The following is a 16,279-nucleotide window of genomic DNA, read 5'->3' as shown; positions in this document are numbered from 1 at the left end:
AAACGATATGGCCTGCATCAGGGAGGCAAAAAAATGGAAAAGAATCGCATGGTTAAGGTTTACAGGAACGCTGTCGGATTGAGCGCGCTTGCCATCGCGCTGCTTCAGGTGCCGGCGCATGCTCAGTCTGCCGACGAGTCGGGTTCGAACGAGAGCGCCGACATCGTCGTCACCGGAACGCGTATCGCGCTGCCCGGTGCCAAGTCCAACAGTCCGATCGTCTCGACCTCCGAGGAGCAGATCAAGCTCCGCTCGGCGCTGACCATCGAGGATTTCTCGACCACGCTTCCGCAGCTTTCGGGCGGTGTACGCCAGGGCTCGCAAGGCAGTGACGCCTTCGGCGCGCAGGTCCTGGAGCTGCGCAACTTCGGCCAGAGCCGCTCGCTGGTTCTGATCGACGGCACGCGTGCCGCGCCGTTCAGCTTCCGCAACTCGGTCGACGTCAACGCCATTCCCGCCTCGCTGATCAAGCGCACCGATGTGCTGACCGGCGGTGCCGCAGCGGTCTACGGCGCAGACGCCGTGGCCGGTGTCGTGAACTTCATCCTCAACGACGATTTCGAAGGTCTGACGGCCAGCGCGACCGGTCGTCTCTCGACCCATGGCGGCGCGCAGTATGGCGGTTCGCTGATGCTGGGCACCGGGCTTGGCGATAGCGGCAACCTGGTGCTCGCGGCGGACTATACCCAGCGTGACCCGATCCGCGCCTACCAGCGCGATTGGGCGGCGACGCCGAACCAGACCATTGCCAGCATCGGCGGTGTCTTCACCGATGTGGCGAGCGGTCGCAAGTTTGGCTTCGGCGACGATGGTGCCTTCACCACCTCGCCCTCGGCCACATCCAACGTGTCGGAAAACTATCTGCTCGTTTCGCCGCTCAAGCGGATCAACGTCGCGGCGCTCTACAAGTACGACATCACGCCGCAGGTCGAGCTTTACGGTCGCGCGATGTACACCAACGTGCGCAGCACCGAGACCGGTACGCCCGGTGCCACCCCGGCTTCGGTCAACCGCACGGTTTCGATCAGCGAGGACAATCCGTTCCTGACCGATCAGATCCGCAGCCAGCTCACCTTCGTCAACGGTGCCGCGGATGTAAACGTTTCGCGCTCGCTCTACGAACTCGGGCTGGTCGACTATCAGACCGAGCGTAACACGCTTCAGGTCCAGACGGGCCTGCGCGGTCCGCTCACCAGCGCGGTCGACTGGAATGTCTATGCCCAGTATGGTCGTTCGACCGAGAACACGCTGATCACCGGCGATGGCCTCGTCACCAACAATGCGGGTGCCAACAACTTCGCCTCGATCGTCAACACGATCGATATCTTCGGTCCGAATGCGCCCGGTCTGGCCGATGCGCTGGGCAAGCCGATCAACGGTTTCAGCCGCAAGCGCGACCAGTTCGTCGCGGCCGCCACCTTGAGCGGCACGCTTGAAGAGCTGTTTTCGCTGCCCGCGGGACCGATTGGTTTCGCAGTGGGTGCCGAATATCGCCGGGAGACCGCTGATATCGATCAGGACACTGCGCTGCTGACCGGCAACACCTATCGTCAGGGCGTGCAGGCGGCCTACACCGGCTCGTTCGACGTGAAGGAACTTTACGGCGAAGTGCTGATCCCGGTCCTGCACGATCTGCCGCTGATCCGCGAGTTCAACGTGGGCGGTGCCTACCGTCTGTCGGACTATAACCTGTTCGGCACCCACGGCACCTGGAAGGTCGAGGGGAACTGGGAAGTCGACGACAATGTGCGGCTGCGGGCAACCTACCAGCGCGTGCTGCGGACGCCGAACTTCGGTGAGTTTGCCGGTGGCGTTTCCTCGCTGCCGTTCAACGCTCTGGTGACGGTCGATCGCCTGAAGCCGCGTTACGGCGGCGACCCGTGTGTGCTCGGCACCGGCAATGCGGAGCAGTGCGCGCGCTTCGGTGCTCCGGCGCAGGGCTCGGTCGATTCGACCTCGGCAGGCTATCTCACCGGCAACTACTACTATGGCGGCAACCCCGATCTGAAGCCCGAAACCGGCTTCACGACGACCGCTGGTGTGGTGATCACGCCGGTCTTCGCGCCGGGCCTCACGCTGAGCGCCGATTGGTATCAACTCGACCTCAAGGGTGCGGTAGGCGTGATCCAGCCGATCGCGGCGATCACCAGCTGCTACATCACCAATCCGACCGCCGGTAATCCGCTGTGCAACCTCGTCACCCGCAATGCCGACGGTTCGTTCAAGGACGCCTTCGTCAACAACCAGAACCTGGGCCGCCTGTTGCAGCGCGGCCTGGACCTTTCGGCCAGTTACACGCTGCGTGAGGACTGGGTGCCCGGTGACGGCCTGCGTCTGAGCTATCAGGGCAATGTCGTTACGTCCTACGAGATCCAGGCGAACCCGACCGTCGAGGCGATTCAGTGCAAGGGGACGTTCGGCGCCACCTGTTCGAGCGACGGCACGACCCTGGTGCAGCCCGACTATCGCCACAGCGTCGGTGTCGGCCTGCTGTTCGACAAGGGTGTGATCCAGTTCGACTGGCAGCGGATCGGCAAGGTGCGTTCGAGCACGGCCGGTTCGACCGAGACGATCGGTGCGCAGGACACGTTCGACCTCGCCGCGTCGTACGATTTCCTTGAAGGTCTGACGATGACCCTCGGCATCTACAACCTGTTCGACAAGGATCCGCCGGCAGTGTCGAAGGGCGGTGTGTTCAATACCTTCCCCGACACCTACGACATCCTTGGACGGACTGTCGGTCTCTCGTTGACCGCCAGCCTGTAAGAAGAAGCCCCCCCGACACGGCGTCCGGCTGCACTCCTCTGCTGACGGACGCCGCTACCTCCCCTCCCTGTCGGGTGGGTTGCTGCCGGGGCCTTGGCGGGATTTGACCTGTCGAGGCCCCGGTTCCCGGCGCGCCAATTTCGGAGATCTTGTTCATGACGCTGCCGTTTTCCCTGGCGGACTGGCTGGTGATTGCGGCCTATCTGCTGCTGCTGATTGCGGGCGGATGGATTTTTACTCCGCGCAAGACCGCGTCGGCCCATGACTATTTTCTCGCCGGCGGCACGGTGCCGGCCTGGCTCGCGGCCATTTCGGTCTTGTCGGCGACACAGTCCGCCGCGACCTTCCTTGGCGGGCCGGACTACGGCTACCACGGCGACCTTACCTATCTGAGCGGCAACATCGGCGGGTTGCTCGGCGCGATCTTCGTCGCCCATGTGATGATCCCGCGCTTCTACGCGATGAAGGCAACCACCGCTTACGAACTTCTGACCTTGCGCTTTTCGGAAAAGGCGACCCGCTGGGCCGGGGGCATGTTCCTCGTCGGCCGGGTGTTCGCCGGTGGTGCGCGCGTCTATCTTGCGGCCATTGCTCTGGCGATGGTCATCACCGGAACGGTCGAAGCGGGCGGGATTATGATTGCCGCTGCGCTGCTGATTATCGCCAGCGTGCTGTTCACTTTTATCGGCGGCCTGCGCTCGGTGCTGTGGAACGATCTGATTCAGTTCGTCATTTATATCGGCTCTGCGGTCGCGGTGGTGGTTTTCCTGCGCATGTCTATCCCGGCCTCGACCAGCGATATCGTGCAGGGGCTGATGCATACACCCGAAGGTATCAACAAGCTCAGGCTGTTCGATTTTTCCGTCGATCCCTCGCGTCCGTTCTCGATGCTGGCGATCGTGAGCGGCCTGTCGCTGCTTTACATCGCCAATGCCGGTATGGATCAGGATACCACGCAGCGCCTGCTCTCGTGCAAGGATGCCAAGACCGGCGCGAAGAGCCTCTATCTCTCGGTCCTGGCGACGGTGCCGGTGGTGGGCATGTTCATCGTGATCGGCCTGCTGCTTTACGTTTTCTATGACCGGCCCGACCTGATGGGCGGCACCACCGCTGCGCTCGGCAGTGAATTCGGCGGTGAGAAGATCAGCGTCTTCATGCACTACATCCTGACCCAGCTTCCGGGTGGGCTGCGCGGCCTTGTCACCATCGGCATCTGCGCGGCGGCGGTTGCCACCACCAATTCGGCGCTGAACGCCATGTCCTCGGTGCTGGTGCAGGACTTCTACCGTCCGTGGAAGGAGAAGCGCAGCACGCCGCCCGAGCATCACTATGTCAATGCAGGTCGGGCCGGGATGGGTTTGATCGGCTTCGCGATGTTCGTGATGGCGGTCGTGTCGTTCTACTGGCAGCGCTATTCCGACATGGGTCTGCTCGAATTCGCGCTGCAGGTGATGGTGTTTACTTACGCTGGCCTGCTGGGCGTCTATTTCACAGCCCTCTTCACATCGCGCGGTACGACCAATTCGGTGATTGCTTCGCTGATTATCGGATTTGTCACCGTTCTGTTGCTTCAGCCCGGCATCGCGCACATCATCGGCATGCCGCAGGTGCTGAGCGGGCTGTCGTTCCCCTTCCAGCTTTGCATCGCCACGCTTGTGGCTTTCGTAGTCTGCGTAGTCCCTGCCGGGCCCGGCAAGGACCGTGCTGCCGCTGCTATTTGACCAAGGTGTCTCATGAAAACCGAAGCCCTCGATCCCCGTTACCGTGACCTCGACCTCTGGCCGACCGAGCTTGCCGTCGAGGCCATGCTCGAAGGGCAGATGGCGGCGATCGCCGCGCTCCAGTCGCAAACCGCCATGATCGCCAATGCGGCGGAGGCTGCGGCTGAGCGGCTGGGTGACAGCGGGCGTCTGGTCTTTGTCGGGGCAGGAACCTCTGGGCGCCTTGCGGTGCAGGACGGGGCAGAGCTGTGGCCGACCTATGGCTGGCCGATGGAACGGATGGTCTTCCTCATGGCCGGGGGTGTCAGCGCGCTGACCGAAGCCTATGAGGGGGCCGAGGACGATGTCGAGGCTGGCCGGGCCGAGATCGATGCCGCCGGGATCGGTCCCGCCGATGTCGTGATCGGTGTCGCCGCCAGCGGGCGGACGCCTTACACGCTCGCCGCTATCGAACAGGCGCGGGCCGCAGGCGCGCTCACCATCGCGATTGCCAACAATGCCGGGTCCGCCCTGCTGGGTGCGGCGGAGCACCCGATCTGCGCCGTCACGGGCAGCGAGATCGTCGGCGGTTCGACGCGCATGAAGGCGGGCACCGCGCAGAAGGCCATGCTCAATCTGCTGTCGACCGCGATCATGATCCGGCGAGGCCTTGTCTACGAGGGTCGCATGGTGGCGATGCGCATCTCCAATGCGAAGCTCTTGCAACGTGGGTGCCGCATGGTTCAGGATATTGCCGGAGTGGATGAAGGCACAGCATCGCGCGCGCTCGCGGCGACGGGCAACGAAATTCGCCTCGCCGTGCTGGTGGCGTCCGGTCGTTCGGTGGGCGAGGCGGAGACTTTGCTCAGCGCCAATGGCGGTGATCTGCGAAAGGCTCTCAAGACGCTTGCCCAGCAGGCCGTAAAAGGCGAGACTGACGAATGATGCGTGAGATTGCCTGGAGCCGAAACGACGAGGGAGGTCCGCTTTACCTCCAGCTCGCCCGCAGCCTGCGCGAGCACATCAACAGTGGCGGCATAGATCCCGGCAGCGCCTTGCCTTCCGAGCGTGACCTGAGCGAGATGGCGGGCTTGTCGCGCGTCACCGTCCGCAAGGGGATCGAGCAACTGATTGAAGAGGGTGTTCTGGTCCGCAAGCAGGGCTCGGGCACTTTTGTCGCGCGCCGGATCGAGACTCCCGGCAGCAAGCTGAGCAGCTTCAGCGACGAAACCCGGTCGCGCGGTGAGGCGCCCGGTGTCGTCTGGATCAACAAGACCTACGCGCAGCCGACCGAGGAAGAAGCCACATCGCTGGAAGTGTCGGCGAGTGCAAAGGTCGCTCGTCTTGGCCGCGTTCGTCTCGCAGGCGGCGAGCCGCTGGCGATTGAACATGCCGTGATCCCTGCGCAATTCCTGCCCGACCTCGAGATGCTGGGCGATTCCCTATACGAGGCGCTCGACCGGAATGGCTTTCGGCCAACCTTTGGCGAGCAACGCGTGCGGGCGTCGCTCGCAACACCGACCGAGGCGGGAATTCTCAGCGTTAAGCAGAACTCCGAGGTTTTGCGGATCGAGCGGCTTACGCGCATTCCCGATGGCCGTATCGTGGAGTTCACGCGGTCGGTCTATCGCGGTGATCGCTACGAGATCGTCAGCGAACTCAAAGACATCTGAGGCAGTCGTTTCACACGGTCGAGGGTGATACTCGGCCAGCTTCAGCGCCAGCCAAGGCCGAGCGCGGTTTCCATTTCGATGAACCCCTTGGTCAGGGCTGCGCGCGAACTGGCCACGCTCTGTCTGGCGTCGAGCAGATCCAGCGAGGCGGCAAGCAGGTCGATGCGCGATTGCACGCCCTGTTCGAACAGCTCGCGCGTCCGATCCTCCTGCCGCGCGGCCAGAGCTTCGATCTCAGCCGCCTGAGCAAGGTCTTCGCGCCGGTAGCGGAATGAAACGAAGCCGTCCTCGACTTCGCGCAAGGCCACCAGAACGCTCTGGCGATACTGGCCTTCCGCTGCGGCCATTCGTGCTTCGGCCTGTGTGCGGCGCGCGGCGTTCCGGCCGAAATCGAGGAAGTTCCATTGCAGCACCGGCGCGGCGATGGCGGTGAAGTCGCCAAGCCGTGTCAGGTCGTCAAGCCGTGTGCCGCCGATGCCGAGAAGGCCCATGAAGCTGATGCTCGGCAGTTCGGCCGCCCGCGCGACGCCGATGCGCGCGCTCGCTGCGGCAAGGCGTCGCTCGGCGGCGCGGATATCGGGCCGGCGTGCGATCAGCGCGGCGGGATCGCCCACGGCCACGCTGGCCGGAGGAAGCGGCGGGGGCAGCTCGCTGGTCGCCAGTTCGTCAACCGCGCCCGGTACCTGCCCGGTGAGGACGGCCAGAGCGTTGAGGAACTTGGCGGTGTCGGCGCGCAGAGCCGATGCCTGGCGTCGTGCCGCCACGAGCGCACTTTGCGCCTGATCGACTTGCGCCTGCGGAGCTGCACCCCGGTCGAAAAGCTGCTGCGTCAGTTCGGCGATCTGCTCGCGGTGTCGGACAGCCTGTTCCGCCAGTGCCAGCCGTTCACCTGCCGATCGCAGGTCGACGTAGGTATCGGCGACGGAGGCCGTCAGGGCCACCTGCGCATCGGCCAGGCTGGCATCGCTCGCGCCGATGTCGGCACGCGCGGCCTCTGCCTGCCGCCTTTGGCCTCCGAACAGGTCGATCTGCCAACTGGCGTTGAGGCCGAGGTTGAAGAAGTTGGTCGAGGTCGTGCCGCTTGAAGAGGACGAATTGTCGCCTTCTGCGCCGCCCGAATTGCCTTCGCTTTCGCCGAGGTCGAGTCCGGGGACGCGAATGTGGGCTGCCGTGGCCATGGCGCTGAGGCTGGGGTAGGAATCCGCGTCGACCCCGGCGAGCGCTCCGCGCGCTTCGGCGACGCGGGCGCGCGCCACATCGAGATCGGGGTTGCTGGCCAGCGCCTGCTCCTCCAGCCTGTTGAGCACGGGATCGGCGAGGCTTTCCCACCAGTTGGCCAATTGCGGCAGGTCACCTTGCAGCTCCGGTCCGGTGCGCGCGAATTGCGCATTCTGACCGGCGGCAACGGCCACGGTCGGCGGCCCGGCATAGTCAGGACCGACGGTGCAGGCGGCAAGGGCAAGGAGGCCGGCGCTTGCCAGTAACGGGCGAAGAAAGCGGGTCAATGGGCAGGTCCTGAAGAAATATCCGAGGGGAGGGGGCGCAGCATGAGGGCCAGCGGAACGACGGCCAGAATGCCGACGAACAGCAGCCAGAACATATCGTTGTAGGTCATCACCAGAGCCTCGCGCTGGATTTGCCCGGCGATCGATCGCAGCGCGGCGGCCTCGCTGCCGAAGGTGCGGGCGGCATTGGCGACGTAGTCCTGCACGGCAACGGCATTCGCCTGCAGCGTCTCTTCCATCCGCCGGGTGTGCAGCCACACGCGCTGTTCCTGCACGGTGGCGATGGCCGCCAGCGCGAGCGAGCCGCCAAGGTTACGCGCGGTGTTGAACAACCCCGACGCGTCGCCAGCATATTGCACCGGGACGGAGGAGATGGCCGCCTGATTGAGGAACATGAAAGCCATCACCGTGCCGGTGCCGCGCAGGATCTGCGATTCGATGAAGTCACCGCCGGTCGCCTGCGCTGTCAGCGAGGTATCGACATAGCAGCTGAGCGAAAGAATGAGCAGCCCGGAGATCACTGCCAGGCGGATGTCGAACAGCCGCATCAGCAGCGGCGTGAAGAACATCAGCGTGATCGACGGGATGCCCGAAATGGCGACGATCTTGCCTGCCTGCAGCGCGTTATAGTCGGCAATTGCGGCAAGGAACTGCGGGATCATGAAGGCGGTGCCGTAAAGGACCATGCCGATCATTATGCCCATGATCATGACACTTCCGAACTGGCGGTCGAAGATCAGCTTGAGCCGGATGATCGGCTCGCGGGCAAGGAACTGGCCTGACACCAGCATCGCCAGCCCAAGCGCAGACACGAGCGAAAGCTGGATGATCGTCGGCGAGGAGAACCACTGTTCGCGGTTACCCTCTTCCAGCACCACGGTGAGGCAGCCGAGGAACATCGCCAGACCGAACAGGCCCAGCCAGTCGGCCTGGCCGATCAGGCCGAGCTGCATACGGCCTTTGGGCAAGCCGACCAGAAGCATCACCACCAGCAGGCCGCAGATGGGTACATTGATGAGGAAAGCATAGTGCCAGCTGTAGGCCTCGGTCAGCCATCCACCGAGGATCGGCCCGATCACCGGTCCGAGAATGGCGGTAACGCCGAAAGCGGCGGTGCCGATCGGCTGCTGGTGGGGCGGCAGACGGGTGGCGATAATCGTCATCGCGGTGGGGATCATCGCGCCGCCGGTAAAGCCTTGTCCGGCCCGCCCGATGATCATGGTGGTGAGGTTGGTGGCGGTGCCGCACAGCACCGAAAACAGGGTGAACAGGATCGCCGCGACCAGCAGGAAGCGGCGCAGGCCGAACACTTTCTCGAACCATGCGGCGAGCGGGATGATCACAATCTCGGCGACAAGGTAGGACGTGGCGACCCAGGTCGCCTCGGTTCCGGTGGCGCCGATACTGCCCTGAATCGTCGGCAGCGCCGAATTGACGATGGAGATATCGAGCGTCGCCATCATCGCGCCGAGGGTGCCCGCGGCTACGGCCAGCCAGGCACCCATGTCGGCGTTTTGCCGGGGTTTGGCCACTGCGGGCAGGCCTCCGTCGGTGTCGGCTGCAACCGAAGCCATTAGTCGGAGACCCGCTCCGAACCGGCATTGCCGCCGGTGCGGCTGTCGATGGTTACGACAACCGACAGCCCCGGCACCAGCACGGCGCGCAGATCGGCGGGAGGATCAATCGCGATGCGAACCGGCACACGCTGGACGATCTTGGTGAAGTTGCCCGTCGCATTCTCGGGCGGGAGCAGCGAGAACTCGGCTCCGGTGCCGGGGGCAAAGCTCTCGACCCGTCCTGCGATCTCACGCCCGCCGAGGGCATCGATCTCGACCGTGGCGTGCTGGCCGGGGCGGATCTCGCCGAGCTGCGTTTCCTTGAAATTGGCGGTGACGTAGATTTTGTCGACAGGCACGATCGACATGGTCCGGGTGCCCGGCTGGGCCAGCTGGCCAAGCTGGACGGTCTTGTTGCCGATCCGTCCGGCAATGCTGGCGCGCACGATGGTGGAGCCAAGGTCGGTATTGGCGGCGTTGCGCTGGGCCTCGCCGCCCTCGACCTGTGCCTGCGCCTGACCGACCTGCGCGCGCAAGGTGTTGATACGCCGGGTGGCGGCGGCGACCTGCGCCTGTGCCGCGGCCACGGCGGCATCGGCCTTCTCGCGCTGGCTGTGCTTCTGTGCGTAGGTTTCGCGCGCCACCGCGCCGCTTTCCGCCAGGGGAGCGTAGCGCTGCTCCTCATTTCGGGCGAAGCGCTGGTCGGCCATGGCGGAGGCGAGATTGGCCCGCGCCTGTTGCACCGCTGCCTGCTGTTCGGCGATCTGCGCGCCCAGGCTGGCCGCATCGGCGTGCGCTGCATCGATCTGCGCCTGAGCCTGCGCTACCTGCGCTTCGTAGTCGGCCTGATCGATGCGGAACAGCGGATCGCCGACGGCGACCTGCTGGTTCTCCTCGACATAGATCTCCTGCACGTAACCGCCCACGCGTGGCGAGACGACAACGGTGTCCGCCTGCATGTAGGCATCGTCGGTGCTGACCATGTAGCGGCCATGCGTCAGATACTCGAACAGCCAGTATCCACCGAGCGCCAGCACCGCAATCGCTGCGACCAGCAGCACAGTTCGCATGCGGCGACGCTTGAGCGGGGAGGACTGGGGAGCCGTCGACGCGTCATCCGCAGCGGCGGCAGGCACGGTTTGTGGGTCGGTATCTGGCAAGTGCTCGTCCTTTGCGAGATTCGTTTCGAATCGAAATGCACTTGCCAGATGCTCGCACATGCAGCATATTGCAAGACCATATATTGAGGGCCCTCTGCAAAAAATGTCCGATCTGGAAGATCTCGTGTCTGCTTACGTATGTCTTTATCGAGACCTGATGCGCACGCTCGACCGGCGTATGGCGGAAGAGGGCATGTCGTTTGCGCGCACGAAATTGCTGATTATTCTGGACCGGCGGGGGCCGATGCGTGGCACCGCAATTGCCGAATATCTCAATCAGTCGCCCCGCACCGTGACCGAGGCAATCGATGCGCTGGAACGCGACGGGTTTCTCAGGCGTACGGCGGATGCGACAGATCGCCGGGCGAAACTGGTGGAGATAACCGCCAGCGGCGTCGAGGCGGTGCGCAAGACCGATCCGCTCCGCAGGCAGATCGTCGATCAGACCTTCGGCGTTCTGGATGACGGGGAGCGCGCCGCGTTACAGCAATTGCTCGACAAGGTTGGCGGTGCGCTCACCGTGTTGCGCGACGACGTCGGATGACGGCGCAAGAGGGCAACTGTCGCAATCGGAATTGACCGCTTCTCAGTCGACCGGCGAGACGTGGCTGATCCGGCCGCAGATCGGCACCACGATGGTCCCGGTGGCGACATAGGCTTCGAGCGCATCGATATCGAAACCGACATTGGCGACCTGCGGAACCTGCGTGAACGTGTGGAAGCCATCCCCGCCACCGGCGAGAAAATTGTTGGTTGCCACGCGATAGGTGCGGGCCGGATCGAGCGGCTGGCCGTTGATGCTCAGCGCCGATATCCGGCTGCCTGCCGGGCCGTCGAGGTCCACCGTGTAGGTTGTTCCGGCAGAGGGGATCAGCAGCGAGTTGCAGACTATGGCCGGGTCATTCTCGCAAAACTGCTGTTCGAGCAGAGCCTTGATGTCAGCTCCGTTCATCTCCAGCACGATCACGCTGTTGCCGAACGGCGCCATGGCCGAAAGCTCGCCGAAGGTGAGCACGCCATCATCGGCTCCGGCCAGATCGGCCCGCACCCCGCCTGAATTGACGAAGGCGAGGTCTACCGTATCGTCCAGCGCCGCATTGGCCCCGAAGAGGTAGGCGTCGGCCACAAGGTCCTGCGCGATGCGGTCGCCGCAATCGGCTCCTTCGCCAGCGGGCGGGGCGATTGGGCCGATCTCGCGGTTGGCTACCCCCTCGGATGCTTGCGCATAGCGCGCAACATAGGATGCGACCGCGGGCACGCTGCCGGCGCTGCCATCGACCGCGACATTGCGCCCTTCGAGCGACAGAACGCGATTGGCAGCGGGGTCGATCCGCATGGTGATATCGGTGACGAAACCGCCATAGCGTCCGCCCGATGTCAGCAGCACCTCGGCTCCTGCATTGGTGGCAAGCTTGCAGCTGTAGGCCTGGTGGGTGTGTCCTGAAACGACCAGCGAGATCGCCGGATCAAGCGCTTCGGCAATCGGCACGATCGGGCCTGACAGCCCGGGACAACCGGCCACGTTGAAGCGGGGATCGACGTTGGCCCCTTCATGGATCAGCACCACGACCGTATCGGCGCCTGCGGCCCGAAGCGCACGGGCGAGCCGGTTGGCGGTGGTGGCCTCGTCGTGAAATTCGTAGCCCGCCGTCGCCTGATTGGCGACAAGCCCGGCGGTGCCTTTCAAGGTCATGCCGATGAAGCCGATCCTGGCGTCGCCAATTGTCCGCATGGCGGTGGCCGGAAACAGCGTTGCTCCGTCCTCATCGACCACGTTGGCGGCCAGATAGGTGAAACCGGCACCGGCGAAGGGCTCGAGCGCGCAGGGCGTGCGCCGCGTATACTGATCACAGCCGCCGTTCTGCATCCGCTGAAGTTCGGCAATCCCGCGGTCGAACTCGTGGTTGCCGACCGCAGCCAGCTCCAGCCCGAGATCGGACAGGACGCGGATCGACGGCTCGTCGAGAAACAGCGAGGAAACGAGCGGGCTGGCGCCGATCAGGTCGCCTGCGGCCACCGTGATCGAATTGCCGGTTCGCAGGTGCTCCACGGTCGCCGCGAGCTGCGCCGCACCGCCAAGGCGGGATTGGCGCAGTTTGTCCCCATCGGCAAAATGGGTCGGGCTGAGCGGGGTTTCGAGGTTGCCGTGAAAATCGTTGATCGCAAGGATCTGCACCGTGACCGGCTGCCGGTCAGCCGCCGGCACCGTGGCGCAGGCGCCAAGCGCGACGAGGGTGAAGAGCGGGGCAAATCTCCGACGGGTCATGAGCGGTCGTCTTTCCAGAGCTGTTGGTGGCAGAAGCGGCGCAGGTGCGCCGGATTGGAAAACAGCGGAGCCCTCAGGCCCCGCTGTCTCCTCAGGTCATGGATCGCAATTCCGGCAAGGCCGGGATCAGAAAGCCATCACGATCGAACCGGTGATCGCACGCGGCGGGCCGATGTTCACAAAGGTCGACGGGGTTTGCAGGCCGCCCGAGGCCGAACCGATGTAGACCTCGTCGAACAGGTTGGTGACGTTGAGCTGGAGATAGGACTTCTCCAGTCCGGCATCTTCGAGCGAGAAGCGGATATCGATATCGGCGACCGTGTAGGCGGGCAGTTCGACGGTGTTGATGTCGTTCAGGTAGCGCTTGCCGGTGCGTTTGATCTGGAAGCCCAGATCGAGCGGGCCCAGCGTGCCCTGGACGCGCGCACCCAGCGTGTAGATCGGCGCACCGCGTTCACGCTTGCCGGCGGTTTCGACGAAGTTGTCGGCACCCAACTGCACGTTGTCCTTGATCTTCGACTTCAGGTACGAACCGAAGGCATAGAACATCAGGTCGTCGATCGGATACCAGGCCAGGCTGCCATCGACACCGTACTTCTCGACCTTGCCGAGGTTGGTGGTGATGGTGCAGTCACACTCCGGATTGTAGGCCGAGGCGAGGCGGTTCTGGTACGAGTTGTACCAGCCCGAAATCTGTGCCTGCACGTTGCGGGTCTGGTAGCGCAGGCCCAGATCGAACGAGTCCGAGGTTTCCGGCTTCGGCTCGGCCCCGGGTTCGCCCTCGGCAAGGTACAGCGCGCCGTAGAGATCGTCGGTGCCCGGAACCGACAGGTTCTTGGCATAGCTGAAGAACATGCTGGCTTCGGGGGTGAAGTTGTAGGTCAGGCCGGCGTTCGGCAGCAGACGGTTATAGTCGATCTTGCGCGCAGTCGGCGCGATGATGTCGGGGTAGGCCGCTTGCAATGCCGCACCATCGCTCGGTGCAACGCAATAGCCATAGCCGTCGCCGATTTCGGCGGTGTAGCAGTACTGGTTCAGGTCGCGGGTGAAGAACGGCGCGCGCGCTCCCAGGTTGAGAACCAGCGCATCGTCCATGAACGAGCCGCGATATTCGCCCGAGATCTGGTTCAGAGTGGCGAACGACTTGCGATCACGCTTGTTGAGGGCAAAGCCCTTGTCGGTCAGGATCGGATCGTTGATCGGGAACACGTCGAAGGGCTCGCCGTTCGAATAGAGATAGCCTGCCTGGCCCGACTGACGGTGCTTGGCGCGGTCAAACGTATAGGACAGACGCACGCGGTTCTGATCGTTAAGCTCGTAGATGAGGTTGGCGATCACGCCGACGCGGTGGGTGACGGTCTGGCTCGGGGTCAGGATGGTCACGGCATCGACGAGGTCACCGTCGCCGTTGAGGTCGATCCCGGCATAGAAGTTGCCATCGATCTGGCCGGTCAGGCCGCTGTCCGGATCGGCATATTCGTAGCCCTTGCTGGTGCCGCCGCCGTTGGCCTTCACATACTGGAAGTACGGGTCGACGGTCAGGGTCATCTGGTCGGTCAGCGAGAACAGCGAATTGACGCGGATGTTGCCGGTGTTCGACGGGTTGTAGCGCCGCTCGAACGGGGTGCCGCAGCTGTTGGGCTTGTCGGGATCGGCGTAACCATCTGCGCGGGCTTCCTCCACCGTAACGTCTTCCTTCACCGGGGTTGCCGTGGTGCAGGGCGTGCCGTCATAAAGCTTGTAGAAGCGGCTGGCCGGGGTGAAGTCGGCGGTGTTCCTCATCGGCGAACCGTTGAAGTTGTTGCGGTTCTGGTTGTAGTGGCCGGCGATCGAGATGAAGTCGCCGTTGTCACCGATCGGCTGGTAGATCTTGCCGTTGTACTGCTGCTTGTCGACGCCGCCGTAGTTCGAGAACGACGAATCGTTGCGCGCGAGCGAGGCCGAGAACCAGGCCTTGGTGCCAGCCGAGGTGAACTCGCCGGTCTGGATCAGGCCGAACAGGCGGCGGTAGGGGCGGCTGCCCGGGCCGCCGCGCGCGATGATGTTGCCGTAGCTGGCGCTGACCATGACACCCATCTCGTCGCTGGGCGTCAGCGAGAGGATGTTGATCGTGCCACCGGCGGCTGAAGCGGTCGGACTGTCGACGTCGGTCGCGCCGAGGCTGACGGTCGCGTTCTCGATGATCTCGGGGTCGAGCATCTGATTGGTATAGAGCGCATAGCACTACTTTGGCAGAAATCTGATTTTTGGGATTCCCAAGGTGGGATTCCAGTGATTCATAGGGAGCCAGCTTTTCGAAGGGGCTGGCGATGGATACGGATTGGCGTGGCGAACTGGACGAGTGGTTGGCACCGTTTGTAGCGGCGTTGCGACACAAGACGCGTGGCCGGATGTGTCCGGCGTATATCGCGGGACTGATCGGCCCGGGGGATCGCAAAAGCATACAGCCGATGGCCGCCCGGACAGATGATGTCAGCTACGATCGGCTGCATCATTTCATCGCCAGCGGCGTGTGGGACGAAGCACCGCTGGAGGCAGCTCTGCTCGCCGAGGCCGACCGGCAGGTAGGCGGCGAGAAGGCCTGGCTGATCATCGACGACACGGCGCTGCCCAAGAAGGGGCGCCATTCCGTCGGCGTGGCGCCGCAATATGCGTCGGCACTGGGCAAGAATGCCAACTGCCAGACGCTGGTGTCGGTGACGCTGGCATCTGGCGAAGTCCCCATCATGGTCGGCCTGCGCCTGTTCCTGCCCGAGAGCTGGACCGGAGACGTGGCCCGCCTGGAACGGACTGGAGTTCCTCTCGATTGCTGCCCCTACAGGACCAAGCCCGAGATCGCGCTCGCTGAGATCGATCGGGTCGGCGCTGCGGGTGTTCGTTTCGGCTGTGTCCTGGCGGATGCGGGCTATGGCATGTCCGCACCGTTCCGACAGGGGCTGAGTGAGCGCGGGCTTGCATGGGCGGTGGGCATACCTTTCAGACAGAAGGTCTACCCCGCCGATGTTGGGATGATCTTCCCGATCGCTGGAAGAGGTCGCCCTCGCAAGAACGCCATCCCCGACGCAAAATCGATATCCGCCAAGGCAATGCTGGAGATGGCAAGGTGGCGCAAGGTGAGTTGGCGGCGCGGGACCAAAGGGCCACTCTCGGCGCGGTTCGCTGCCGTTCGCGTGCGTGTCGCCGATGGTCCGCCCCAGCGCATCCGGGACATGGGTGCGCAACATCTGCCCGGCGAGGAGGTGTGGTTGGTCGGGGAGCATCGCTCGACTGGCGAGCGCAAATACTACCTCTCCAACCTGCCTGCCAGCACGCCAATCAGGCAGCTTGCCGGCGCCATCAAGGCCCGCTGGGTCTGTGAGCAGGGGCATCAGCAACTCAAGGAAGAACTCGGCCTCGATCACTTCGAGGGTAGATCATGGAAGGGGCTGCACCGACACGCGCTGATGTCCATGATCGCCCTGGCCTTCTTGCAGACCCAGCGCCTCAAGCAGGCCAAGGGGGAAAAAAAGGACTGCCGGTCCGCCTCCACAGCCGAGCTTACCAGCGATCAGACAGGCCATCATTGACCGCTTCTCCAAGCCACCGGATCGGCCATGCCCGCACTGCGGTCGCTGCATATCTGACCCGACACCAGAAAATCTGCCAAAGTAGTG

The 16,279-nt window shown here is 64.0% G+C and carries 11 protein-coding genes; 6 read left to right on the top strand and 5 right to left on the bottom strand.

Annotated elements, in window-relative coordinates; translation table 11 throughout:
* The first annotated feature begins 33 nt into the window (after positions 1-33).
* The 4 genes from D2V17_RS15910 (at position 34) to D2V17_RS15895 (ending at position 6,139) form a co-directional block, all read left to right on the top strand.
* On the top strand, positions 34-2,766 hold the full coding sequence (locus D2V17_RS15910; RefSeq protein WP_245978759.1) for a TonB-dependent receptor plug domain-containing protein: 2,733 nt from the start codon (positions 34-36) through the stop codon (positions 2,764-2,766).
* Positions 2,767-2,921: 155 nt separating this feature from the next.
* Positions 2,922-4,487 carry a sodium:solute symporter gene (locus D2V17_RS15905; RefSeq protein WP_119593863.1) on the top strand — a complete coding sequence of 522 codons (1,566 nt, stop codon included), beginning with the start codon at positions 2,922-2,924 and terminating at the stop codon, positions 4,485-4,487.
* Positions 4,488-4,499: 12 nt separating this feature from the next.
* Positions 4,500-5,411 (top strand): N-acetylmuramic acid 6-phosphate etherase, encoded by a 912-nt coding sequence (locus tag D2V17_RS15900; RefSeq protein ID WP_119593861.1) that lies wholly within the window; start codon positions 4,500-4,502, stop codon positions 5,409-5,411.
* A complete protein-coding gene (locus D2V17_RS15895) occupies positions 5,411-6,139 on the top strand; it encodes a GntR family transcriptional regulator (protein ID WP_119593893.1) in 729 nt (242 codons plus the stop codon). The genes D2V17_RS15900 and D2V17_RS15895 overlap by 1 nt, the downstream gene beginning before the upstream one ends.
* A gap of 41 nt (positions 6,140-6,180) precedes the next feature.
* On the opposite strand, the gene D2V17_RS15890 is transcribed toward D2V17_RS15895, so the two are convergent.
* Genes D2V17_RS15890 through D2V17_RS15880 form a run of 3 tightly spaced genes read right to left on the bottom strand, consistent with a single transcriptional unit; the run spans position 6,181 to position 10,270 of the window.
* The gene (locus D2V17_RS15890; RefSeq protein WP_119593859.1) at positions 6,181-7,644 is read right to left on the bottom strand and encodes an efflux transporter outer membrane subunit; all 1,464 of its coding nucleotides are present in this window, start codon (positions 7,642-7,644) and stop codon (positions 6,181-6,183) included.
* Positions 7,641-9,218 (bottom strand): MDR family MFS transporter, encoded by a 1,578-nt coding sequence (locus D2V17_RS15885; RefSeq protein ID WP_119593857.1) that lies wholly within the window; start codon positions 9,216-9,218, stop codon positions 7,641-7,643. The genes D2V17_RS15890 and D2V17_RS15885 overlap by 4 nt, the downstream gene beginning before the upstream one ends.
* Positions 9,218-10,270 carry an HlyD family secretion protein gene (locus D2V17_RS15880; RefSeq protein ID WP_245978758.1) on the bottom strand — a complete coding sequence of 351 codons (1,053 nt, stop codon included), beginning with the start codon at positions 10,268-10,270 and terminating at the stop codon, positions 9,218-9,220. Before D2V17_RS15880 ends, D2V17_RS15885 begins: the two co-directional genes overlap by 1 nt.
* A 193-nt stretch (positions 10,271-10,463) precedes the next feature.
* On the opposite strand from D2V17_RS15880, the gene D2V17_RS21425 reads away from it, so the two are divergent.
* The gene (locus tag D2V17_RS21425; RefSeq protein ID WP_220474143.1) at positions 10,464-10,904 is read left to right on the top strand and encodes a MarR family winged helix-turn-helix transcriptional regulator; all 441 of its coding nucleotides are present in this window, start codon (positions 10,464-10,466) and stop codon (positions 10,902-10,904) included.
* 42 nt (positions 10,905-10,946) lie between these two features.
* Here D2V17_RS21425 and D2V17_RS15870 read toward each other — a convergent pair whose 3' ends face one another.
* Entirely contained in the window at positions 10,947-12,626 is a 1,680-nt protein-coding gene (locus D2V17_RS15870) for a bifunctional metallophosphatase/5'-nucleotidase (RefSeq protein ID WP_119593853.1), read from the bottom strand.
* A 126-nt stretch (positions 12,627-12,752) separates the two neighbouring features.
* Positions 12,753-14,825, bottom strand: coding sequence for a TonB-dependent receptor (locus D2V17_RS15865; RefSeq protein ID WP_119593852.1), 2,073 nt, complete (start codon positions 14,823-14,825; stop codon positions 12,753-12,755).
* A 110-nt stretch (positions 14,826-14,935) separates the two neighbouring features.
* Here D2V17_RS15865 and D2V17_RS15860 point away from each other — a divergent pair, with 110 nt between their 5' ends.
* Entirely contained in the window at positions 14,936-16,192 is a 1,257-nt protein-coding gene (locus D2V17_RS15860; RefSeq protein WP_119592595.1) for an IS701 family transposase, read from the top strand.
* The last annotated feature ends 87 nt before the right edge of the window (positions 16,193-16,279 follow it).

Origin of the sequence: Aurantiacibacter xanthus (genome assembly GCF_003584015.1) — a bacterium.
Lineage (GTDB): Bacteria > Pseudomonadota > Alphaproteobacteria > Sphingomonadales > Sphingomonadaceae > Alteraurantiacibacter > Alteraurantiacibacter xanthus.
Note: the sequence above shows the minus strand (reverse complement) of the source record. Positions and strands in the feature narration are given on the sequence as shown.

Coding starts and splice junctions, on each gene's coding strand:
- D2V17_RS21425 (WP_220474143.1), top strand. CDS start 10,464: ATGTCCGATCTGGAAGATCTCGTGTCTGCTTACGTATGTCTTTATCGA.
- D2V17_RS15880 (WP_245978758.1), bottom strand. CDS start 10,270: ATGCGAACTGTGCTGCTGGTCGCAGCGATTGCGGTGCTGGCGCTCGGT.
- D2V17_RS15865 (WP_119593852.1), bottom strand. CDS start 14,825: ATGCTCGACCCCGAGATCATCGAGAACGCGACCGTCAGCCTCGGCGCG.
- D2V17_RS15900 (WP_119593861.1), top strand. CDS start 4,500: ATGAAAACCGAAGCCCTCGATCCCCGTTACCGTGACCTCGACCTCTGG.
- D2V17_RS15870 (WP_119593853.1), bottom strand. CDS start 12,626: ATGACCCGTCGGAGATTTGCCCCGCTCTTCACCCTCGTCGCGCTTGGC.
- D2V17_RS15910 (WP_245978759.1), top strand. CDS start 34: ATGGAAAAGAATCGCATGGTTAAGGTTTACAGGAACGCTGTCGGATTG.
- D2V17_RS15905 (WP_119593863.1), top strand. CDS start 2,922: ATGACGCTGCCGTTTTCCCTGGCGGACTGGCTGGTGATTGCGGCCTAT.
- D2V17_RS15860 (WP_119592595.1), top strand. CDS start 14,936: ATGGATACGGATTGGCGTGGCGAACTGGACGAGTGGTTGGCACCGTTT.
- D2V17_RS15885 (WP_119593857.1), bottom strand. CDS start 9,218: ATGGCTTCGGTTGCAGCCGACACCGACGGAGGCCTGCCCGCAGTGGCC.
- D2V17_RS15895 (WP_119593893.1), top strand. CDS start 5,411: ATGCGTGAGATTGCCTGGAGCCGAAACGACGAGGGAGGTCCGCTTTAC.